General features: G+C 48.3%; 17 protein-coding genes. 10 read left to right on the forward strand and 7 right to left on the reverse strand.

The window, feature by feature from the left end:
• Positions 1 to 897 (reverse strand): dienelactone hydrolase family protein, encoded by an 897-nt coding sequence (locus FD971_RS08085; RefSeq protein ID WP_215333822.1) that lies wholly within the window; start codon positions 895 to 897, stop codon positions 1 to 3.
• Positions 898 to 912: 15 nt separating this feature from the next.
• Positions 913 to 3,741, reverse strand: coding sequence for a DNA polymerase I (polA, locus tag FD971_RS08090; protein ID WP_215333823.1), 2,829 nt, complete (start codon positions 3,739 to 3,741; stop codon positions 913 to 915).
• Between the two features lie 81 nt (positions 3,742 to 3,822).
• On the opposite strand from polA, the gene FD971_RS08095 reads away from it, so the two are divergent.
• Genes FD971_RS08095 through FD971_RS08105 form a run of 3 tightly spaced genes read left to right on the forward strand, consistent with a single transcriptional unit; the run spans position 3,823 to position 6,028 of the window.
• A complete protein-coding gene (locus FD971_RS08095) occupies positions 3,823 to 4,230 on the forward strand; it encodes a hypothetical protein (RefSeq protein WP_251368614.1) in 408 nt (135 codons plus the stop codon).
• A gap of 41 nt (positions 4,231 to 4,271) precedes the next feature.
• Positions 4,272 to 5,249, forward strand: a complete 978-nt coding sequence (locus FD971_RS08100; RefSeq protein WP_215333824.1) for a homoserine kinase — start codon at positions 4,272 to 4,274, stop codon at positions 5,247 to 5,249.
• Positions 5,246 to 6,028: a BPSS1780 family membrane protein gene (locus tag FD971_RS08105; RefSeq protein WP_215333825.1), complete on the forward strand. Its 783-nt coding sequence runs from the start codon at positions 5,246 to 5,248 to the stop codon at positions 6,026 to 6,028. Before FD971_RS08100 ends, FD971_RS08105 begins: the two co-directional genes overlap by 4 nt.
• A 20-nt stretch (positions 6,029 to 6,048) precedes the next feature.
• Here the strand turns inward: FD971_RS08105 and FD971_RS08110 are convergent, their stop codons facing one another.
• Positions 6,049 to 8,436 (reverse strand): UvrD-helicase domain-containing protein, encoded by a 2,388-nt coding sequence (locus FD971_RS08110; protein ID WP_215333826.1) that lies wholly within the window; start codon positions 8,434 to 8,436, stop codon positions 6,049 to 6,051.
• 24 nt (positions 8,437 to 8,460) lie between these two features.
• On the opposite strand from FD971_RS08110, the gene FD971_RS08115 reads away from it, so the two are divergent.
• Together FD971_RS08115 and galU are read left to right on the forward strand one after the other, a co-directional pair.
• Positions 8,461 to 11,352, forward strand: a complete 2,892-nt coding sequence (locus tag FD971_RS08115; protein ID WP_215333827.1) for a valine--tRNA ligase — start codon at positions 8,461 to 8,463, stop codon at positions 11,350 to 11,352.
• 28 nt (positions 11,353 to 11,380) lie between these two features.
• Complete coding sequence (galU, locus tag FD971_RS08120; protein ID WP_215333828.1) at positions 11,381 to 12,265, forward strand: UTP--glucose-1-phosphate uridylyltransferase GalU; 885 nt, start codon at positions 11,381 to 11,383, stop codon at positions 12,263 to 12,265.
• Between the two features lie 104 nt (positions 12,266 to 12,369).
• On the opposite strand, the gene FD971_RS08125 is transcribed toward galU, so the two are convergent.
• Positions 12,370 to 12,597: a sulfurtransferase TusA family protein gene (locus FD971_RS08125; RefSeq protein WP_215335309.1), complete on the reverse strand. Its 228-nt coding sequence runs from the start codon at positions 12,595 to 12,597 to the stop codon at positions 12,370 to 12,372.
• A gap of 8 nt (positions 12,598 to 12,605) precedes the next feature.
• Entirely contained in the window at positions 12,606 to 15,230 is a 2,625-nt protein-coding gene (gene alaS, locus FD971_RS08130; protein WP_215333829.1) for an alanine--tRNA ligase, read from the reverse strand.
• 125 nt (positions 15,231 to 15,355) lie between these two features.
• Between alaS and FD971_RS08135 the strand changes: the two genes are divergently transcribed.
• The 3 genes from FD971_RS08135 to FD971_RS08145 all read left to right on the forward strand — a co-directional run bounded on the left by FD971_RS08135 (position 15,356) and on the right by FD971_RS08145 (position 19,188).
• The gene (locus FD971_RS08135; RefSeq protein WP_215333830.1) at positions 15,356 to 15,817 is read left to right on the forward strand and encodes a tripartite tricarboxylate transporter TctB family protein; all 462 of its coding nucleotides are present in this window, start codon (positions 15,356 to 15,358) and stop codon (positions 15,815 to 15,817) included.
• 14 nt (positions 15,818 to 15,831) lie between these two features.
• Positions 15,832 to 17,334, forward strand: a complete 1,503-nt coding sequence (locus FD971_RS08140; protein ID WP_215333831.1) for a tripartite tricarboxylate transporter permease — start codon at positions 15,832 to 15,834, stop codon at positions 17,332 to 17,334.
• An 84-nt stretch (positions 17,335 to 17,418) separates the two neighbouring features.
• Positions 17,419 to 19,188 carry a glutamine--tRNA ligase/YqeY domain fusion protein gene (locus FD971_RS08145; RefSeq protein ID WP_215333832.1) on the forward strand — a complete coding sequence of 590 codons (1,770 nt, stop codon included), beginning with the start codon at positions 17,419 to 17,421 and terminating at the stop codon, positions 19,186 to 19,188.
• Here the strand turns inward: FD971_RS08145 and FD971_RS08150 are convergent.
• Positions 19,169 to 20,056 (reverse strand): SDR family oxidoreductase, encoded by an 888-nt coding sequence (locus FD971_RS08150; RefSeq protein WP_215333833.1) that lies wholly within the window; start codon positions 20,054 to 20,056, stop codon positions 19,169 to 19,171. The two genes, FD971_RS08145 and FD971_RS08150, sit on opposite strands and share 20 nt — an antisense overlap.
• Positions 20,057 to 20,092: 36 nt before the next feature.
• Between FD971_RS08150 and FD971_RS08155 the strand changes: the two genes are divergently transcribed.
• Together FD971_RS08155 and FD971_RS08160 are read left to right on the forward strand one after the other, a co-directional pair.
• Positions 20,093 to 21,133, forward strand: coding sequence for a CDP-6-deoxy-delta-3,4-glucoseen reductase (locus FD971_RS08155; RefSeq protein WP_215333834.1), 1,041 nt, complete (start codon positions 20,093 to 20,095; stop codon positions 21,131 to 21,133).
• A gap of 55 nt (positions 21,134 to 21,188) precedes the next feature.
• Positions 21,189 to 22,382: an acetylornithine transaminase gene (locus FD971_RS08160; RefSeq protein ID WP_215333835.1), complete on the forward strand. Its 1,194-nt coding sequence runs from the start codon at positions 21,189 to 21,191 to the stop codon at positions 22,380 to 22,382.
• A 56-nt stretch (positions 22,383 to 22,438) separates the two neighbouring features.
• On the opposite strand, the gene ispH is transcribed toward FD971_RS08160, so the two are convergent.
• A complete protein-coding gene (gene ispH, locus FD971_RS08165) occupies positions 22,439 to 23,404 on the reverse strand; it encodes a 4-hydroxy-3-methylbut-2-enyl diphosphate reductase (RefSeq protein ID WP_215333836.1) in 966 nt (321 codons plus the stop codon).
• Position 23,405: the final 1 nt, after the last annotated feature.

Genomic DNA, 23,405 nt, shown 5'->3' on the forward strand with positions numbered 1-23,405 from the left:
TTAAGCAACTCCGTTTTGTTTAAACCAGGCGATGCATTTTTCCCAACCGTCTTTAGCGGGGCCTTCGCGATAAGTGGCGCGGTAATCAGCATGGAAGGCATGGGGTGCATCAGGATAGATTTCAAAACGACAGGCTTTGGCTGCAGGATTTTTGGGAGCGGCTTTTGCAAGCGCTTCACGCATTTGCTCAACACTCTCCAAGGAGATGCCAGTATCAGCACCGCCATACAATCCCAACACTGGAGCCTTCAGGTCAGCAGCAATATCTACCGGGTGACGCGGGTTGCCTTCAGTTTTTTCGCCGATGACGCGACCGTACCAGGCTACACCAGCCTTAACTTGAGGCAGCGTGGCTGATAGCCAAGTAATGCGACCACCCCAGCAAAATCCAGTGACACCAACTTTTTTCAAGTTGCCGCCGTTCTTGCCAGCCCAGACTAAGGCAGCCTGCAGATCATTAAGGACCTGTGTATCCGTAGTTGGGGCAACGATATTTTTCTGAATCTCAGCAATGGTGCCGTAGGTGTTCGGATCGCCAGCGCGCGTAAAGAACTCTGGGGCAATAGCCAAGTAACCCAATTTAGCAAAACGTCTAGTGACGTCTGCAATGTATTCATGCACACCAAAGATTTCACTAGCGACGATCACAATTGGCAAACTACCTTTGGCTTTTTCTGGACGAGAAACATAAGCAGGCATCTGAAAGCTGCCAACCGGAATCATTTGCTCGCCAGCTTTAATGCCGGTGAAATCCGTTTCAATCGCCGCTGCCAGAACTGGCTCAGAGGCAGCGACAAAACCAATACCCATTGTTGTTGCGGTAATAGCAGAGGCTTTCATAAAACCCCTTCTATCGCTAGACACTATTTTTGAATCTTGATCTTTTTTTGTTGTCATTTTTAGTCTCCTGAATTAGTGCGCTTCTTCCCAATTATCGCCAATCCCAATACCAACTACCAAAGGAACCTTCAGTTCAGCTACTTTGCACATTAAGTCCGGTAACTTTGCCTGCAAGAGTTCCAATTCATCCAAGGGTACGTCAAATACCAATTCATCATGGACTTGAAGCAGCATACGGGTTTTAAGCTGCTCTTTTTCTAGCCAGTTCTCCACAGCAACCATAGCCAATTTGATCAAATCTGCCGCAGTTCCCTGCATTGGCGCATTAATCGCAGCCCGCTCGGCTCCTTGGCGGCGAGGACCATTCGAACCCTTAATCTCAGGAAGCCATAGACGTCTGCCAAACACCGTCTCAACATAGCCATTCTCCCTAGCTTCCAAGCGAGTGCGTTCCATATATTGAGCAACACCTGGATAGCGATCAAAGTACTTGGCGATGTAGTTTTGAGCTGCTGAGCGCTCAATACCCAAATTACCTGCTAAGCCAAAAGCGCTCATACCGTAGATCAAACCAAAGTTGATGACCTTGGCATAACGACGCTGCTCTGAATTCACGCTCTCTAGCGGCACGCCAAAAATCTCAGCAGCTGTAGCCTGGTGGACATCTTTTCCAGCAGCAAATGCGGCTAGTAGATTTTCATCTTCGGCAATGTGGGCCATGATGCGCAATTCAATTTGAGAATAGTCAGCAGAGAGGAGTTTGCAGCCTTCAGCCGGAATAAATGCCTCACGAATACGACGCCCCTCCTCGGTGCGCACAGGAATGTTCTGGAGGTTTGGATCGCTCGAGGCTAAACGCCCTGTCACTGCAGTCGCTTGAGAGAAGCTGGTGTGAACGCGCCCCGTCTTAGGATCAGCCATGCGTGGCAACTTCTCGATATAGGTCGACATCAATTTAGCAAGACTGCGGTAGTCCAAAATACGCGCAGGCAAAGGATAGTCTTCAGCCAACTTTTGCAAAACCTCTTCGTCAGTAGATGGCGCGCCCGATGGCGTCTTCTTAATTACCGGGAGCTCCAACTGACCAAATAAAATTTCTGCGATCTGTTTTGGGGACTGAATATTAAAAGGCTGTCCTGCAAGCTTATGAATCTCACCCTCTAAAGAGAGTAGTCTTTTGCCAACTTCTTGACCCTGCCGTGAGAGCAGTGCTGAATCAATTCGAATTCCATTGCGCTCCATGATGCCAAGGACACGCATCGCTGGCATCTCGATGTTTTCATAAACATAGAGCAGGCCAGGACTAGTTTGGATTTGTGGCCACAAGACATGATGTAAACGCAGGGTGATGTCCGCATCTTCAGCCGCGTAGTCTGTTGCGATCTTGAGATCTACTTGATCAAAGCCAATCTGATGCGCACCTTTACCGCAAACTTCTTCATACTTAATGGTCTTCATGCCAAGATGTCGCTCAGCCAAGTTATCCATATTGTGTGGCATGTGTGATTCGAGTACGTAAGACTCCAGCATGGTGTCAAACGCAATACCCTGCAAAGTAATGTCGTAGTTCGCGAAGATGTGGCTGTCGTACTTGAGGTTTTGACCCACCTTCAGATGGGTGGCGCTTTCTAGCCAAGGCTTCAAGCGCGCTAACACCAATTCGCGGCTAAGTTGAGCCTCTCCATTACGGTGCGCTACTGGGATATAACATGCCTCTCCGGGAGTAATGCAAAGCGAGATGCCAACCAGCTCTGCGGCAAGTGCATCTAAGCTAGTAGTTTCAGTATCAACCGCCGTAAGATCAGCGCCTTCAATTTTTTTAAGCCAACGATCTAATGCCGCCTCATCAACAACGCATTCATAGTACTTAGCAATCGCACCTTGCAGATCGGTTGTTTCTTGCGATAAGGCAGTTGTCGCTTCTGTAGCAGTGGGACCAAATTTATTAGTTGTCGCTTTGAGATTGTCTTCGGCAATAGTTTTGATAGGGCTTCCTGCCAAATCAAAACCACCGCCGGATTCATGAGAGATACCGCCTAATTGCTTCTCCACGTCACGCAACCAAGTCTTAAATGCGTAGCGCTCAAACAATTCACGCAAGAGCGGCGCATCCTCTGGTTTCGCGTGAAGGTCATCTAAGCCTGGAAGATAGGGAGATAGATCGCAATCCGTTTTAACCGTAATGAGTTGGCGCGCTTGTGGAAGCCACTCCAAACTGTTTCGTAAATTCTCACCAACAACGCCTTTCACTTGATCAGCATTTGCCATCAAGTTGTCTAAGTCACCAAATTCAGCCAACCATTTATTGGCTGTTTTAGGGCCGGCTTTTGGTACGCCCGGCACGTTATCAACCGTATCTCCAATGATCGAAAGATAGTCGACGATACGCTCGGGAGGTACGCCAAATTTGGCAATCACGCCATCGATGTCCAATTTCTCATCGGTCATCGTGTTGATCAGAGTTACGGAGGAATTGACTAGCTGGGCTAAATCTTTATCTCCGGTAGAAATAATCGTTTCCCAACCGGCTTGGGTTGCTTGGCAGGCCAAGGTCCCGATGACGTCATCAGCCTCAACCCCAGAAACCATCAGTACCGGCCAACCTAAGGCCTTCACCATAGCGTGGATCGGCTCAATCTGCTTAACCAAATCCTCTGGCATGGGAGAACGGTGCGCCTTGTACTCGGAGTACATTTCATCTCGAAAAGTCTTGCCTTTGGCGTCAAAAACACAGGCAATGTGGTCAGCCTTGAGTTCTGATCGTGCTCGGCGCATCATGTTGACCATTCCATAGATTGCCCCCGTTGGGTCGCCTGCCCCATTTCTGAGGTCTGGCATGGCATGAAAGGCGCGATAGAGGTAGCTAGAACCGTCTACCAACAAGAGTCTATGTTTAGTCATACCGCAATCGTACAATCTAGTTGCTAACTGCCTACAGATCAGGTTCAAATCCTCCTGAAAAGAGGCCTAAAAAGGTGAAAAATGATGCACGCTCTAACTAACTTACTCCACTCTGCTGCGAGCCAAACCCTTGTTCTGACAAGCTTTTTAGTGGCTTTTGCCTCTTTTGGCCTGAATTCAGCGCATGCCCAAAATAATTCTCAAGCGTTAAGCCCGTCAGAGCTGCAGCGCATTAATAGCCAACCCCTAGCACCTGCGGTCAGCGCATCACAAGTCACAAATGCGCCTGAAGGTCGTAAACCCAGCTTTCAGCACAAAGAGGCGACTGGCACTGAAATTACTGAATACAAAGATACCAATGCACCCACTCAGGTGGATGTGAAGACACGCTATACCAGCTACGAAATGGCACCTCCGGCAACAGTGATGCCTGGCGTCCCAAGAGAAACCGATCTCATCAGCGTTCCTAGCGTCAGCATTCCTTTTTAATATCTGATTCGCTTTATTACCCACGCCCTTCATTTTTAGTTATGGCCGTCTTTACACCTGTTGAGCTGAGCGATATCTCAGACTGGATCGCGAGCGATTTTGACATCGGGCAGGCAATCGATATTCGCGGCATTCATGGTGGCATCGAGAACTCGAATTTCTTTCTCGACACCAAGAAGGATGGCAAGAAACAAGAATATGTTCTCACTATTTTTGAAAGACTGTCGGCAGAGCAACTACCCTACTACTTAGAGTTTATGCGTCACTTGGCCAACAAAGGCATTCCAGTACCCAAGCCGCTTGAGAATAAACAAGGGCAAATTCTGTTTAGCCTAAAGGGCAAGCCGGCAGCCATAGTGAGCAAGCTTCCAGGCCTCTCCAGACTGACACCTGAAGCAAAACACTGCGCCTTAGTTGGCGAGAACCTAGCAAAGATGCACTTAGCCAGTGCTGACTTTCAGCAGCACCAAGAAAATCTCCGCAGCCTTTCTTGGTGGCAAAAAACTGTGCCTCAAGTGTTGCCACACCTCAATGATTCTCAAAAAGAATTACTTACAACTGAGCTTGCAACTCAAGAGCAATTCTTTAGCTCTACAGCCTATGCATCACTGCCGCAAGGGGCAAGCCATTGCGACCTCTTTAGAGATAACGTGCTGTTTGATCCGCAGGGTGCGAGCGATAGTTCTCAAGATCGACTGGGCGGTTTCTTCGATTTTTATTTCGCTGGAACTGATAAGTGGTTATTTGATTTAGCAGTCACCGCGAATGATTGGTGTCTTGCTGACAATAAACAAGATTTGGATCCCGCTCGCTTCAAAGCCCTGATGGATGCCTACCAATCGGTTCGTCCACTCAGCCAAGAAGAGCAGGCAAGCTGGCCCCTCATGATTCGCGCAGCAGCTCTACGTTTTTGGATTTCTCGCCTGTGGGATTTTTACTTGCCACGTGATGCGCAGATGTTGACCCCACATGACCCTCGTCATTTTGAAAATATTCTCTTAAGCCGCAAAGCGATATGAAACTAAACTCCGTCCCTCCAAAAGAAGGCTATACCTGGATACGTCAAGGCATTTGGCTATTCAAGCAAAATCCTTTGGGCTTTTTGATGTTGGTATTCATGTACGTGTTTGTGGCGCAGCTAGCGGTACTCGTTCCCGTGATTGGTATTTTCGCCGTTTTATTGCTGACACCTACTTTATCGGTTGGCTTTATGACTGCCTGTCGCCAAGCAATTCAGAAAGAGCGTATTCGTCCATCGGTATATGTTGTTGCCCTGCAATCCTCACCATTAATTCGTAAGCGTATTCTGCAATTGGGCTTGGTATATGCAGCGCTCATTCTTGCTCTCAGCTTTATCTTAAGCATGTTGGTAGATTTTGAATTGCTCATCCCATTGATGACTAATGACAAACCCATTACCCCTGAAGCCGTGCGTCAAATTTATTTGATTCTTTTTTTCGGCGGACTGTTCTATGTGCCAGTTGCGATGTTGATGTGGTTTTCTCCCGTGCTCGTTGCCTGGGCTGATATGTCAGTTGCACAGGCACTCTTTTCTAGCGCTATTGCTTGCTGGGCAAATCGCGGGGCATTCTTTTTATATATCGCGATTTGGGGGGCGATCTTAATCGCAATCCCTCTAACGATTGGCTCTATCTTTGATGCGCTCGATTTAGGTCAAGCGGCATCATTCATCATTGCCCCAATTTCCATGGCGGGTTTGACAGTAATGCACTGTTCATTCTTTGCCACTTGGAAAGCGTGCTTTGCTGAAAAAGAATCAGCAAGCTTAATTGCATAGTAATTTATCTGACTGCTTGCTCAGTCTATTGCTGCAAGCTTAGCAATACTGAGCTGCAACCATTTCACACCATGTCGCTTGAAGTTCACTTGAGCTCGCGCATCAGCATCATTACCCTCTAAGCCTGTAACCTTTCCCTCTCCAAACTTGGTGTGGAAAACATTTTGCCCAATCGTAAATGGGTAATTACCTCTTGGTGGTGAAGCCATTCTGGTTACAGCAGTCGATGCAGAGCCTACACGCCCAATTTGTCTAGCGGGTCGCTCGCGTTCATTACCGCTGTCAAAAAAATCATTAGATCCAAATTCACGCTGACGCGTGTAGCCATCCTGCCAAGTCGAGCCTGCGCGACCGCCATTGCCACCGGTAGCACCACCCCAACGAGCATCTTTTACTTTTGGGGTAAGCCACTTCAATGAATCAGACGGCAACTCTTCCAAGAAGCGGGAGGGCATGTTGTAACGCACCTGGCCATGAAGCATCCGAGACTGCGTGTGAGAAAGGTAGAGACGCTCTTTTGCTCGAGTAATCGCGACATACATCAAGCGACGTTCTTCCTCTAAACCATTCTGCTCATTAATACTGTTCTCGTGCGGGAACAAACCTTCTTCTAAGCCAGTAATAAATACGGAGGTGAACTCCAAACCTTTGGCGGAGTGCACTGTCATCAACTGCACAGCATCTTGACCTGCTTGTGCCTGGTTATCACCAGCCTCAAGCGAAGCATGCGAGAGGAATGCTGCTAACGGGGAGACCTCTACTGTCCCGGGTGCGTTCTCACCCGGTAGCGTGGCAGCGGTGGCATCCTGACCATAACCCTCTTCCGCAATAAATGCGGTTGCGGCATTGATGAGTTCTTGTAAGTTTTCGACACGATCCTGGCCCTCACGCTCTGAGAGGTAATGCTGAATCAATCCGCTGTTCTGAATCACAAACTCCACTGTTTCAGGCAGAGTGTTGTGACGCGTAGCTTCACGCATGTGATCTACTAAACGTACAAAACCTCCCAAGGAAGCGCCGGCTTTACCATCCAAGGTTGAGGCTGCTAAATACAGAGAGCAGTTTTGTGCACGCGCTGCATCCTGCACTGCTTCAATGGATCTCGCCCCAATGCCGCGTGTTGGGAAATTGACGACACGAGAGAAAGAGGTGTCGTCATTCGGATTTTCTAAAAGGCGGAGGTAAGCCAAAGCGTGCTTAATTTCAGCGCGCTCAAAGAAGCGTAAACCACCATAGACACGATAAGGGATCGCTGCAGAAAATAAAGCGTGCTCGATGATGCGTGACTGGGCGTTACTGCGATAGAGCAAAGCAATTTCAGTACGCTTGATACCGCTATTTACTAGCGCTTTGATTTCGTCTACGAGCCAAGCGGCTTCTGCGTGATCACTCGGAGCATCATAAATACGGACTGGCTCGCCATGACCCGCATCGGTTCGCAGGTTTTTGCCTAGACGATCCGTATTGTTGGAAATTAGGTAGTTAGCAGTATCCAAGATGTGGCCATGTGAGCGGTAGTTTTGCTCAAGCTTGACCATCATTGGGTGATATTGCTTTTCATACAGACGCATGTTCTCTACATCGGCGCCGCGGAATGCGTAAATACTTTGATCATCATCGCCCACTGCGAAAACTGCACTGCTTCCCATGCCGCTGACATTGACGCGACTAGCATCATGACCGGAGAGTAATTTAAGCCACGCGTATTGCAAGGCATTGGTATCTTGGAACTCATCAATCAAGATATGGCGGAAGCGCTCTTGGTAGTGCGTACGAATCGCTTCGTTATGTTTGAGCAATTCATAGCTGCGTAAGAGGAGCTCAGCAAAATCAACTACGCCTTCACGCTGGCACTGCTCGTCATAAGCCTCATAGAGTTGAGCCATCTTTGCTTGGAAGTCATCCCCTACGGATAATTCTTTGGCGCGCTGACCACGCTCTTTGGCATGCGCAATGAAATACTGCAACTGCTTAGGGGGGTATTTTTCATCATCGACCTTTAAGCCCTTTAAAAGACGCTTAATGGCAGAAAGCTGATCCTGGGTATCCAGAATCTGAAAAGTAGATGGTAAACCCGCTTCCTTGTGATGCGCACGCAGTAAACGATTACAAAGACCGTGAAAAGTACCAATCCACATACCCCGAGTATTGATGGGCAACATCGCGCTTAAGCGCAACATCATCTCTTTAGCGGCCTTATTGGTGAAGGTCACTGCTAGAACACCAATGGGTGAAACCTGGCCCGTCTGGATCAACCAAGCTATACGGGTCGTGAGGACGCGGGTCTTTCCACTGCCGGCACCAGCCAAAATGAGGGCTGACTGGGCCTGGCCATTTGAATTGACAGGCGGGAGGGTCACTGCCTCGCGTTGTTCTGGATTAAGGTTTGCGAGCAAGTCTGAGTACATCGCCCCAATTATAATTTGCCTCTTATGCCAAATGCTTCGAATACCCCTAATTCACCAGCGGCCAGTTCCTTAGACGAACTAGCCAAATCCTACGAACCCGCCCCAATTGAAGCTTATTGGGGTCCGGAATGGGAACGCCGAGGCATTGCCGACGCCACCCTAGATGAGGGCAAGGGAGATTTCTCGATTCAATTGCCACCACCGAATGTGACGGGCACCCTCCACATGGGTCACGCCTTTAATCAAACCATCATGGATGGCTTGGTGCGTCATGCCCGCATGTCTGGCAAAAATACTTTGTGGGTTCCAGGCACAGATCATGCTGGTATTGCCACACAAATTGTTGTTGAGCGCCAGCTTGATGCACAAAAAGTTTCTCGTCACGATTTAGGTCGTGAGAAATTCTTAGAAAAAGTCTGGGAGTGGAAAGAAACTTCCGGCAATACCATTACCCGTCAGATTCGTCGCCTAGGCGCTTCGATTGATTGGGGCAAAGAATATTTCACGATGGACAGCAAGATGTCCAAGGCGGTTGTTGAAGTCTTTGTGCGCCTACATGAACAAGGTTTAATTTACCGCGGCAAACGTTTGGTGAACTGGGACCCTGTTTTAGGAACTGCAGTCTCCGATCTAGAAGTAGTGAGCGAAGAAGAAGATGGCTCCATGTGGCACATCCGCTATCCATTAGCTGATGGCTCTGGACATCTCACCGTTGCCACCACTCGCCCAGAGACTCTGTTAGGCGACGTGGCCGTCATGGTCAATCCAGAAGATGAGCGCTACAAACACCTCATCGGTAAGTCAGTGCAACTACCGCTGTGCAATCGTGAAATTCCGATCATCGCAGACGACTACGTGGATTTAGCTTTTGGTACTGGCGTGGTTAAAGTGACACCTGCGCACGACTTCAACGACTATGCCGTTGGACAACGTCATCAGTTACCACTCATTAATATCCTTACTCTGGATGCCAAGATCAATGAGAATGCGCCAGCGGTGTATCAAGGTCTTGAGCGATTCGCTGCACGCAAACAAATCGTTGCTGATTTAGATGCTGCCGGTTTATTGGAAAAAGTACAGCCACATAAATTAATGGTGCCACGTGGTGATCGCACTCAAACCATCATTGAACCCATGCTCACTGACCAATGGTTTGTTGCAGTCTCAAAGCCAAGTCCTGATAACAAATATCAACCTGGCGCATCCATTGCTGGCGCTGCATTAGATGCCGTCACTAAAGGTGATATCAAACTCGTTCCAGAAAATTGGATCAGCACCTATACGCAGTGGTTAGAGAATATTCAAGACTGGTGTATCTCGCGCCAACTCTGGTGGGGTCATCAAATCCCTGCCTGGTATGGCGATGATGGGCAGATCTTTGTGGCTCGCTCTGAAGAAGAAGCCAAGGCTAAAGCTGCTACTGCCGGATACAAAGGTCAACTCAACCGCGATCCTGACGTTCTGGATACCTGGTTTAGCTCTGCGCTAGTGCCTTTTAGCTCCTTAGGCTGGCCAGAAGAAACGCCTGCGCTCAATCACTTCTTACCATCTTCAGTATTGGTAACCGGCTTTGACATCATTTTCTTCTGGGTAGCCAGAATGGTCATGATGACTTGCCATTTCACCGGCAAGGTACCGTTTAATACGGTGTACGTTCATGGTCTAGTCCGTGATGCCGAAGGTCAGAAGATGAGTAAATCCAAAGGAAACACTTTGGATCCAATCGACCTCATTGATGGCATCAAGATTGAAGGCTTAGTTGCTAAGCGCACCACCGGCTTGATGAATCCTAAGCAAGCTGAAAGCATTGGCAAGAAAACCAAGAAAGAATTTCCCGAAGGTATTCCTGCATTTGGTACAGACGCTCTGCGTTTCACCTTTGCCTCACTCGCATCACTCGGTCGGAATATTAACTTTGACCAGAAACGCTGCGAAGGCTATCGCAACTTCTGCAACAAGCTCTGGAATGCCACTCGCTTTGTGCTCATGAATTGCCCTGGCAATGATCAAGAGAATGGCTTTGCTCCTTGTGACAGCCAATGTGGTCCAGAGGGACAGCTTGATTTCTCTCCAGCAGATCGCTGGATTGTTTCTATCTTGCAAAGAACTGAGGCTGATGTTGCTAAGGGCTTCCAGAACTATCGCTTTGACAATATCGCTACCAGTATTTATCAATTTGTATGGGATGAGTATTGCGATTGGTACTTGGAGTTGGCCAAGGTTCAACTACAAACGGGCACGCCTGCACAGCAACGCGCGACTCGTCGTACGCTACTACGCGTTTTAGAAACGATCTTGCGCATAGCTCATCCACTGATTCCATTCATCACTGAAACTCTTTGGCAAACCGTTGGACCTAAGGTTGGTAAAGAGTTGGCAAAGCAAGATAAACAAACCATTGCTCTGCAGCCTTACCCTGTTGCTCAGCTCGATAAGATTGATGAGCAAAGCGAAGCTTGGGTAGCTCAGATTAAATCGATTGTGGATGCTTGCCGTAATTTACGTGGAGAGATGCAAGTCTCCCCTGCACTAAAGGCACCCCTCTGGATTAGTGGATCGCAAGATTTCTTAAAACAGGCAAGCCCTTACTTAACTGCCTTAGCCAAGCTGTCTGAAGTCAAAATCTATGATGATGAGTCAGCCTTAGAAAAAGATGCTCCAGGTGCGCCGATGGCCTTGGTTGGGAATCTCAAGTTATTACTCAAAATTGAAGTCGACGTAGCAGCCGAGAGAATTCGCCTCAGCAAAGAAATTGAGCGCTTAGCCAATGAGATCACTAAAGCCCGCAGCAAGCTTGGCAATGAAAGCTTCGTGGCTCGCGCCCCAGAAGAGGTTGTAGCTCAAGAAAAGCAGCGTCTTGCTGGCTTTGAGCAAAACCATGAGAAGCTTGTTGCACAATTAGATCGACTGAAATAAAGCAGCAAAATAACTGATCGGAATTGCCATGCCATTAAGCACTAAAGCCGTTACTAAAGCAGTTTTCCCCGTTGCAGGTTTGGGCACACGCTTCTTGCCGGCCACCAAGGCTAGCCCAAAAGAAATGCTGAATGTAGTAGATAAGCCCCTCATTCAGTATGCGGTTGAGGAAGCAATTGCTGCTGGCATTACCGAAATGATTTTCGTGACAGGTCGCAGCAAGCGCGCGATCGAGGATCACTTTGATAAGGCCTATGAATTAGAAGCGGAGCTCGAAGCAAAAAATAAGCAGGCTCTGTTAGAGATTGTTCGTAGCGTGAAGCCAAGCCACGTAGATTGTGTTTATGTTCGCCAACCAGAAGCACTGGGTTTGGGTCACGCTGTCTTGTGCGCAGAAAAGCTCGTACGAGATGAGCCTTTTGCCATCATCCTTGCAGATGACTTACTCGATGGCCAACCCCCTGTACTCAAACAAATGCTCAAAGTCTTTGATGAGCAAAATGGTTCAGTCTTAGCCGTGGAAAAGATTGATCCATCTAAAAGTAGCTCCTATGGAATTATCTCTGGCGCAGAGGTACCTAAAGGGATCTATCGTTTAAATGGGATTGTGGAGAAACCACAGCCCAAAGATGCGCCATCTAACTTAGCGGTAGTAGGTCGCTATGTTCTATCTTCAGATATCTTCAATCACATTCGCAATCTTAAGCCGGGCGCTGGCGGCGAAATCCAACTCACCGATGCCATTGCCTCCCTACTTAAGGAGGAGCCTGTATTCGCTTATGAATACGATGGCGTGCGCTATGACTGCGGTAGCAAGCTGGGTTACCTCAAGGCTTCCGTGGAGTTTGCTTTACGCCACCCAGAGGTGGGCACTGAGTTTGCAGCGTATCTTAAGAGTCGCTCTTTAACTTAAATCCAACCCCATCTCCACTGAGATCAAATCCAGTGAAATAAAAGCAAAAAAGGCAGAAATCACTTTCTGCCTTTTTCTTTGCTATCAAGAGTTTATAGATCGGTTCATCTTCTCTTGAGAAAGAAAACCAATACATTACCCTCGGTAGTGCTTGAGAGAAGTTCATTGCCAGTCTGCTTTGCGAATGCAGGAAAGTCATGAGCCGCACCAGAATCCGTCGCCTTCACTTTGAGCACTTCGCCAGATTGCATCGTAGCTAAAGCTTTCTTGGTGCGCAAAATAGGAAGTGGGCAGTTCATGCCAATCGCATCTACCTCGAGATTAAATTCGATGGCATCACTCACTTGGAAGCCACCCAATCTTTGACGCCAGCCAATGCCGCGCCCAATTTACTTGGATCGGTACCACCAGCCATTGCCATCTCTGGTTTGCCGCCGCCTTTACCGCCAACTTGCTGAGCAACAAAGTTCACCAAGTCACCCGCTTTAACTTTGGCAATCGAGTCTGCAGTCACGCCAGCAATCAAGCTGACCTTGTCGCCCTGGACGGAAGCCAAAACAATCGCTGCTGTTTTCAGCTTGGCTTTTAAGGCATCCATAGTCTCGCGTAATACTTGCGCATCCGCACCATCTAAGCGGGCTGCCAAGACCTTGATGCCGTTGACATCAATCGCCTGGGTTGCTAGCTCGTCGCCTTGGCTGGCAGCGAGTTTGGAATTCACCTTATCCAACTCACGCTCGGCTTGACGCAGGCTCTCTTGCAGTTGTGCAACACGATTCACTAAATCACCAGGATGGGTTTTCAGAACCGCAGCTGCTTCACTAATCTTGTCTTCCAAGTCCTGTAAGAAGTTCAATGCATTTCTGCCGGTGACTGCTTCAACACGACGGATGCCGGCAGCAACACCACTCTCAGAAACAATCTTGAGGCTACCAATGTCGCCCGTGCGACCCACGTGGGTACCACCGCATAGCTCTTTAGAGCTACCGATTTCTAGCACACGAACTTCGTCACCATACTTCTCACCAAAGAGCATCATCGCGCCAGTCTTTTGCGCATCATCCAAAGACATCACTTTTCCGGAAGTCGCAGTATTAGCCAAGATCTCCGCATTCACGATATCCTCTACCCGACGAATTTCTGATGCAGTAATTGGTGCATTGTGGGTAAAGTCAAAACGGGTTTTGCTGGCATCAACCAAAGAACCTTTTTGCTGCACATGGTCACCTAAGACTTCACGCAATGCTTTATGCAAAATATGGGTAGCACTGTGATTACGCATCGTTTCAGTTCTTTGCTGGGCATCTACCAAAGCATTGATTGCATCGCCCACTTTGAGCTCGCCCTCTTGCACTTCACCTTGATGACCAAAAACATCAGCCTGAATCTTGAAGGTATCTTCAACTGCAAAACGCACCGCTTCATTACGTAACTCACCCTGATCGCCAACCTGTCCACCAGACTCAGCATAGAAAGGGGTGTTATCCAGCACAACGACTGCAGTATCACCAGCCTTCACTGATTGCACAGCAGAGCCGTCAACGTAGAGTGCCGTTACTTTCGCGCCTTCATGTTTTAAGGTGTCGTAACCATGAAACTGAGTTGGCTTGCCGGAGTACTCCAAACCTTGGGCCACTTTGAACTTGCCGGCTGCTCTCGCTTGATCGCGTTGCTTTTGCATCGCCAAATCAAAACCTTCAGCATCCACCGTGACATCGCGCTCACGGCATACGTCTGCAGTCAGATCCAATGGGAAACCAAAGGTGTCGTGCAAACGGAAAGCGGTTTCACCATCAACGGTCTTAGCACCACCAGCAAGTGCGCCTTCCAAGATTTCCATACCGTTAGCGATGGTCTGGAAGAAGCGCTCTTCCTCCTGCTTAATTACCTCACTGACTTTATCTTTTGCTGCTTGCAACTCTGGATAAGCCAGGCCCATTTCTTTTACAAGCGCAGGAACCAATTGATAAAAGAATGGTTTACGTGCACCTAACTTATAGCCATGACGAATCGCACGGCGTGTGATGCGACGCAGAACATAGCCGCGACCGGCGTTACCTGGAATCACACCATCGACCACGATGAAACTACAGGCGCGAATATGATCAGCAATCACTTTGAGTGATGGGCTAGTTGCATCACAATTCTCACCACCGGCCGCATCAACAGCTTCTTTAGCTGCTTTGAGCAAATTAACAAAGAGATCAATCTCATAGTTGGAATGCACGTGCTGCAACACGGCTGCAATGCGCTCAAGACCCATACCGGTATCGACGCTAGGCTTAGGCAATGGATGCATATTGCCCGCTTCGTCGCGATTGAACTGCATAAATACGTTATTCCAGATCTCAATGTAGCGATCGCCATCTTCGTTAGGACTTCCTGGAGGACCACCGGCAATATGAGGGCCATGGTCATAGAAGATTTCAGTGCAAGGACCGCAGGGCCCTGTGTCACCCATCATCCAGAAGTTGTCTGAAGCGTAGCGGGCGCCCTTGTTGTCGCCGATGCGAATAATCCGCTCAGCTGGCACGCCAATTTGCTTATTCCAAATCTCGTAAGCCTCGTCGTCTTCCGCATAGACAGTAACGAGCAGCTTTTCTTCTGGCAATTTAAAGACTTCAGTCAATAAACCCCAAGCAAACTGGATGGCATCTTTCTTAAAGTAATCCCCAAAAGAGAAGTTACCCAGCATTTCAAAAAAGGTGTGATGACGGGCTGTGTAGCCCACGTTATCCAAATCATTATGTTTACCACCGGCACGGATACATTTTTGGGCAGTGGTTGCGCGGTTATAGGGACGCTTATCAAAACCCAAAAAGACGTCCTTGAACTGATTCATTCCCGCATTGGTAAATAACAGGGTTGGATCATCTCCAGGCACCACGGGGCTGGAAGGGACAATTTGGTGGCCTTTTTGGGCGAAGTAGTCCAGGTACGCCTGGCGAATTTGGGAGACTTTCATGCGAATAATTATCGCATTGGCACTAGTCGGGGGCAAACCCTAGTCAAACCCGCTCAATCCTGCCTTACAATCCCCTAACATTAATAAATAGATCGGCATTTAAGTCGATACATAAGGAGCTCAACTTGAAAATTCGCAATCAAAAAGACTTTGGTGCAGGGCTGATGTATATGGTCATCGGCCTATTCTTCACCATCATGGCGCTGCAATACCCTATGGGTAATGCGGCCAAAATGGGGCCTGGGTACTTCCCGTTTTGGTTGGGCCTACTTATGACTGCCTTAGGCCTATTAATTCTGGTGAAATCCCTTGGTGCCAAGGCTGCCATTGAAAAAATTCCACCATTCCACTGGAAAATCATCGCCCTCATTACTGGTTCAGTCGTGCTCTATGGGCTTTTATTACCAACCATGGGCTTCATCGTTGCTGTATTCGTATTGGTTTTCGTATCCGCCAGCGCCAGCCATGAGTTTCATTGGAAAGGCACCTTAATCAACGCCAGTTTCTTGGTTGCGTTTACCTATTCAGTCTTCGTTTTGGGCTTAAGTCTTCAGTTCCCATTACTACCAGCTTTTTTAAATAACTAACCGGGAAACTAAAAATGGACTTATTTGCTAATTTAGCCCTTGGTTTCGATACGGCTTTTACCCTCCAAAACCTGCTGTACTGCTTTATTGGTTGCATATTGGGCACACTAATTGGCGTTTTGCCAGGTCTAGGCCCCATCGCTACGATTGCGATGCTATTGCCAGCGACCTATGCACTGCCTCCAGTTGCTGCCTTGATTATGTTGTCAGGCATTTACTACGGATCACAATACGGTGGCTCCACAACAGCGATTTTGCTCAATATCCCGGGGGAAACGTCCTCGGTGGTGACGGCAATCGATGGCTACCAAATGGCCAGAAATGGCCGAGCGGGTGTAGCCCTCTTTACTGCCGGTATGGGTTCATTCTTTGCTGGTTGCGTAGCCACACTCGTTTTAGCTGCATTTGCTGCACCACTCTCTGAGCTGGCATTTAAGTTTGGACCAGCTGAATACTTCTCCCTAATGGTTTTAGGGTTAATCGGTGCGGTTGTGCTGGCTTCCGGATCCTTAGTTAAAGCAATTGGCATGATTGTTCTAGGCCTGCTCATGGGCTTAATTGGCACCGATGTTAACTCTGGCGTTTCACGTTATGCGTTTGATATTCCTCAGCTAAGCGATGGTATTGGCTTTGTTTCAGTTGCGATGGGTGTCTTCGGTTTTGCTGAAATCATGAGTAACCTTGAGAAAAAGGATGGTGATGAGGGCTTCTTGAACAAGATGACCACCATGATCCCAACCAAGCAAGATCTTAAACGCATGGTTCCCTCAATCTTACGCGGCACAACCATTGGATCCATCCTCGGAATTCTACCGGGCGGTGGCGCAGCTTTAGCCGCCTTTGGCGCGTACTCAGTTGAAAAGAAATCTTCCAAGTACAGCCATGAATTCGGTAAGGGCGCCATCGAGGGTGTCGCCGGTCCTGAAGCGGCTAACAATGCGGCAGCTCAAACCTCTTTCATTCCATTGCTCACTTTGGGTATTCCGCCAAATGCTGTGATGGCCTTGATGGTTGGTGCAATGACCATTCATAACATTCAGCCAGGTCCACAAGTAATGACCAGCAACCCAGCCTTGTTCTGGGGTCTGATCGCTTCCATGTGGATTGGTAACGTAATGTTGATTCTCTTGAACTTGCCACTAATCGGTATTTGGGTAAAGCTCCTGAAGATTCCCTACCGCTTCATGTACCCAGCCATTCTGGTGTTCTGCTGCATCGGCGTGTATACCGTAAACAATACGGTGTTTGATGTTTACGTCACCGCAGCATTTGGCTTAATTGGCTACCTTTTCTTCAAGCTGGGTTGCGAACCCCCTCCCCTGCTCTTGGGTTTTGTGCTCGGACCAATGATGGAGGAGAACTTCCGTCGCGCCCTGTTGCTTTCACGTGGTGACTTCTCAACATTCTTTACGCGTCCACTATCCCTCTGCTTGCTGATTGCAGCAGCCCTCTTGGTGGTGATCGTGGCCTTACCAGCGGTTAAGAAAACCCGTGAAGAGGCCTTCGTAGAGGAATAATTCTCGAATGCTTCCCAGAAACGAGCCCGCAGCAGTTTGCGGGCTTTTTTCTTTCTGGGCGGGGGTTTTCTCTACAATGAGCGCATGTCCCAAGATAGCAAACCCTCGAAATTACCCGGCACAGTTGCTGAGCCCTCTAACTTTTTGCGCCAGATCATCGATCATGATCTAGCGACTGGTGCCTACCAGAACCGCAGCAATCGAGATGGCCAAGCTATCCCCTCCATCATTACGCGCTTTCCACCAGAGCCCAATGGCTACCTCCATATTGGTCACGCTAAAAGTATTTGCCTCAACTTTGGCTTAGCTGCTGATTACAACAATCACGCAGGTGGTGCACGTTGCAATATGCGCCTAGACGACACCAACCCAGTCAAAGAAGATGTTGAGTACGCAGACAGTATTTTGGATGCAGTCAAATGGCTTGGTTTTGATTGGGGAACACATCTTTATCACGCAAGTGATTACTTTGATCAACTTTATGAGTTTGCAGAAATTCTGATCCAGAATGGTAAAGCGTATGTCGACAGTCAAAGCGCAGATGAGATTCACACCAATCGCGGTAACTTTGGTCAAGCTGGAAAAAATAGCCCTTACCGCGATCGCACTGCTGATGAAAATCTTGCCTTATTCCGTGAGATGCGTGATGGTAAATTCAAAGACGGTGAACATGTTCTTCGCTTGAAGATTGATATGGCGCATCCGAATATTGTGATGCGTGATCCCGTGGTCTATCGCATTCGCCATACCGATCACCACCGTACTGGTAATAAATGGTGTATCTATCCTTTATATGATTTCACGCACTGCATTTCAGATGCATTAGAAAATGTTTCACACTCTATCTGTACTTTAGAGTTTGAAAATAATCGCCCACTCTACGATTGGATTGTGGGTTCACTAGCCGAACTGGGAATCTTCAAAAATCCTGTTCCACATCAATATGAATTCGCCCGCCTCAACCTCACTTACACCATCACCAGCAAGCGCAAGTTACTGCAATTGGTAGAAGAAAAACGGGTTGATGGATGGGATGATCCTCGCATGCCAACTATCGTGGGTATTCGTCGCAGAGGTTACACACCTGAAAGTATTCGCCTGTTCTGTGAACGCATTGGTGTTTCTAAGGCGGATAGCTGGATCGATATGAGCACTTTGGATCAAGCCTTGCGCGATGATCTTGAGGCGAAGGCTCCACGTGCTACAGCGGTACTTAAGCCACTCAAACTAGTGATTGAAAACTTCGATTCATCTGCGAGTGAGCCTTGCTCAGCGCCGCGCCACCCCCAGCATCCTGAGTGGGGTAATCGTGAGTTTCATTTCACAAAAGAATTGTGGATTGAAGAAGATGATTTTATGAAAGAACCTATCAAGGGCTTCTTCAGACTTTATCCACCGATTGGTGATCAGCCTGGTGGTCGTGTGCGCTTGCGTCATGGCTTTGTGATTGAATGCACTGGCTTTGAAGTAGATGCCAATGGCAATGTGATTCAAGTTAATGCAACACACTTCCCGGACAGTAAGAGTGGCACCCCTGGCTCAAATAATTACAAGGTGAAGGGCAATATTCATTGGGTCAGCGCAGCAGAAGCGGTGCCAGCAGAAGTACGTCTTTATGACCATCTGTTTAACGACCCGCATCCAGATAGTGGCGATAAAAATTTCCTGGATGCGATCAATCCAAACTCCAAGCAAACGATTACTGCGTATTTAGAGCCTTGCATGAAAGACGCTAAAGCGGAAGATCGTTTCCAGTTCGAACGACATGGTTACTTTGTAGCAGATCAAAGCGATTGCAAACCAGGTCAGCCCGTATTTAATCGTACGGTCGGACTTAAGGATTCTTGGAAATAGTTTTCAGAAACTCTGCGACGCTGGGATAGCGTAGCGGAGTTTTCAATTCTGCTAGTCGCGTATTCGTTACGCGCCGTGACTCTCGCATAAAAGACCACAGCATTGGGGATACGATTTTCTCCAACTGCTCAGCGGGCAATCTTGGTGGTCGCTCTAAACCAAACGCATCAGCTACTTCATCAAAGTAATCACCCATCTTGGTTTCGCCGCCGTCACAAGCATTAATGACGCGCTGTGGTTTACCGTGATAGACAGCAGCACAAACCAATCTCGCCAAGTCATCACTCTGAATGTGGTTCGAGTAGGCATCCTCAGTTGCAACTAAAGCAGGTGTTCCCGCCTGAATACGCTCCACTGGCAAGCGGTCAGTGGCATAGATGCCTGGTACGCGCAGAATGGTGAGTGCGACTCCATGAGCCGGGGCCCAAAGACGGAGGCAATGTTCTGCATCGACTCTGCGCTTGGCGCGCTCACTTTGGGGATTCACCCGAGTCACCTCACTCACCCGACCACCCGCATGATCACCATAAACACCAGTCGTGCTCACATAAATCAAGCGCCCAACAGTATCGGAGCCTTGGGATAAAATTCGGAGGAGGTTGCGAGTTCGGCAATCGCGATGACCTGTATTTTGGGGTGGTGCCAAGTGGATCACGGTTTGCGCTAGTCCACTTAAACGCCACAAGCTATCGGGCTTATCCAGATCCCCCAAAATCGGAATCGCGCCCACTGCTCTCAACTCCTTAAAACGGATTTTTTGGGAAGTTAGGGCATATACGCGATGACTTCGAGCAAGCTGCTTGGCAACACGCAGGCCAATATCGCCGCAGCCGACGATCAGGATTCGAGATTTACCAAAAGGTTGCATAGGTCACATCGTAACGATTTATTGAAAGGAATGAGAGTGTCTTACCAAGTCACGCTCAAGACGAGCGGCAAACAATTTACCGTCCAAAAGGATGAGACCCTGCTTGAAGCAGCATTGCAACAGGGCATCACCTTGCCCTACGGCTGTAAAAATGGCGCTTGTGGGTCCTGTAAAGGCAAGGTTTTAGAAGGTCAGGTAGAGCATGGTCAACATAGTGCTGCAGCCTTAAGTCCGACTGATGAAGCTTCTGGAGGCACCTTGTTTTGCTGCGCCCACCCCAAATCAGATCTCATCATCGAGGCTCGCGAAGTTCAAGGCGCTGGCGATATTGCGATCCGCAAAGTCCCTTGTCGTGTGAATGCCATTACAAAGCCGAGTGCAGATGTAGCGATTCTGAAGTTGCAATTACCGGCTGCTGAGCGCTTTCAATTTCTGGCCGGGCAGTATTTGGAGTTCCTACTGAAGGATGGGCAACGTCGCGCCTATTCGATTGCCAATCCACCAGACCAAGAAGGCCCGCTTGAGCTGCATATTCGCCACTTGCCAGGCGGCCTCTTTACTGACTTTGTGTTTGGCGCAAAAGATCCTGCGTTAAAAGAAAAAGATATCCTACGCTTTGAAGGGCCATTAGGCAGCTTCTTCTTAAGGGAAGATTCCAAGAAACCCATCATCTTTGTAGCCGCAGGCACCGGCTTTGCTCCGATTAAATCCATCGTCGAGCAAATGCAGCTTAAAAAAATCCAGCGTCCGATTCATCTGTATTGGGGCGGAAGGCGCCCGAGCGACCTTTACCTTGATGCGCTCTGCCGGTCATGGGTAAAAGATATTCCGAGCTTTAAATACATCCCAGTTATTTCGGACGCCCTTCCCGAAGATCAATGGGCTGGGCGTACGGGCTTTGTGCATCAAGCGGTGATTGCCGACCACCCCGACCTTGGGCCATACCAGGTCTACGCCTGCGGTGCCCCCGTCATGGTGAATTCAGCCCGGCAGGACTTTTCATCTCACTGTCATTTACCTGAGGAAGAATTCTTTGCAGACTCCTTTACCAGTGCCGCTGATCTCGCCGCAAACTAAGCTCGTAACTAAGCGTGATAATAGAAACTTCATTTGATTTCACTTTGTACATGATATGAATAAGCCAGCCCAATCCGTAGATGCCCACTCAGTGATGTTTATTACCTCACGACCAGAGCTCGTCATGGTTGAGGGCAAAGGCTCATGGCTCACTGATAACAATGGCAAGCGTTACCTGGACTTCTTGCAAGGCTGGGCAGTGAACTGCCTTGGTCATAGCAATCCAGGGATGATTGAGGCGCTCAATGCGCAATCTAAGAAACTGATTAATCCGAGTCCGGCGTTTTATAACGAGCCAATGATTCGCCTATCTAATCTGTTGACTGATAACAGTTGCTTCAACAAAGTGTTTTTTGCCAATAGCGGCGCTGAAGCCAATGAAGGCGCCATCAAGCTGGCTCGTAAATGGGGTCAACTCAACAAGTCAGGCGCCTTTGAAATCATCACCTTTGATCACAGCTTTCATGGTCGCACCTTAGCGACGATGAGCGCGTCTGGTAAGCCGGGCTGGGATACGATGTTTGCCCCACAAGTTCCCGGTTTTCCAAAAGCCGATTTGAATGATTTAGATTCTGTCAAAAAACTAGTGACTGATAAAACAGTTGCAGTCATGCTCGAGCCAGTACAAGGCGAAGGTGGTGTGATCCCAACTACTAAAGAATTTATGCAAAGCCTGCGTAAATTCACTAAAGAAAATAACATTCTGCTGATCGTAGATGAAGTGCAGGCTGGTTGTGGACGCACCGGCAAACTCTTTGCTTATCAGCACTATGGTATCGAGCCAGACATCATGACTCTAGGCAAAGGCATTGGTGGTGGCGTGCCCTTATCTGCACTGATGGCTACTGATGCTGTTGCTTGTTTTGTGCCCGGCGACCAAGGCGGCACTTATAACGGCAATCCACTCATGACTGCAGTTGGCATCAGTGTGATCGAGCAACTATTAGCGCCAGGTTTCCTGGAATCTGTTCGCAGCAAAGGCGAGTTACTGAGCAAAGAGCTGCTATCAATCTCCGCAGAATTTAATTTAAACGGTGAACGTGGTGAGGGCTTGTTACGCGCTCTTATGTTGAGTAGTGATATTGGCAGCAAGCTAGTTGAACTTGCACGTGATCGGGGTCCCGAGGGGTTGTTGATTAACTCTCCTAGACCTAACCTCTTGCGCTTTATGCCAGCACTCAATGTGTCCGACGATGAAATCCGTCAGATGTGCAATATCTTGAGAGAATTGCTCAAGCAAGTTGCTTAATAAATATTGAAATTCAATTTAATAAAGGAGCTGTACGGCTCCTTTATTTTTTATCGCTAAGCAACTAAATTCTTTGGTAGCGAGAAGGTGATATCTTCAACCACGCCCTCTAAGTTACGAATACTGCGCGGGCCAAACTCTTGAATCTTCTCCACAATCGAGAGGGCTAAGCTTTCAGGAGCCGAAGCCCCTGCAGTAAGACCCACTCGCTTTTTGCCCACAAACCATTCAGCTTGAAGCTGCTCCGGCGCATCAACCATGTAAGCCGGTACGCCCAGTTTTTCAGCTAATTCGCGCAAGCGATTCGAGTTCGAGCTTGCCTTGCTTCCCACCACAATAACTACCTCAACTTGAGGTGCCATAAATTTCACAGCATCTTGTCGATTTTGAGTGGCGTAGCAAATATCTTGCTTACGCGGCTGCACAATATTCGGAAATTTTTGAGTCAAGGCGTCGACGATTTCTTTTGTCTCATCTACGGAGAGAGTGGTTTGCGTTACAAAAGCAATTTTTTCATTCTCAGCAAAAGGCAGATTGGCGACATCGGCCACTTTTTCAATCAGATGAACACCATTTTCAACCTGCCCCATCGTGCCCTCAACTTCAGGATGCCCAGCGTGACCAATCATCAAAACAGTAAAGCCATCTTTGCACATCTTAACGACCTCAAGATGCACCTTCGTAACCAATGGGCAGGTTGCGTCATATACCTGCAATCCGCGCGCCTCAGCATCTTGGCGAACCTCTTGAGAAACACCATGGGCACTAAAGACCACAATGCCACCTTTGGGAACCTCATGCAATTCATCTACAAACACGGCGCCTTTTTCACGGAGGCCATTAACAACATAGGCGTTGTGAACAATTTCATGACGCACATAAATTGGTGCGCCAAAGCGTGTCAAAGCCTCATTCACAATATTGATTGCACGGTCTACGCCTGCGCAAAATCCGCGAGGCTGTGCCATCAGAATTTCTGCAGCGTCTGGGGCAGCAGCTTGCGAAGTAATTTGATTACTCATC

Origin of the sequence: Polynucleobacter sp. AP-Ainpum-60-G11 (genome assembly GCF_018688375.1) — a bacterium.
GTDB lineage: Bacteria > Pseudomonadota > Gammaproteobacteria > Burkholderiales > Burkholderiaceae > Polynucleobacter.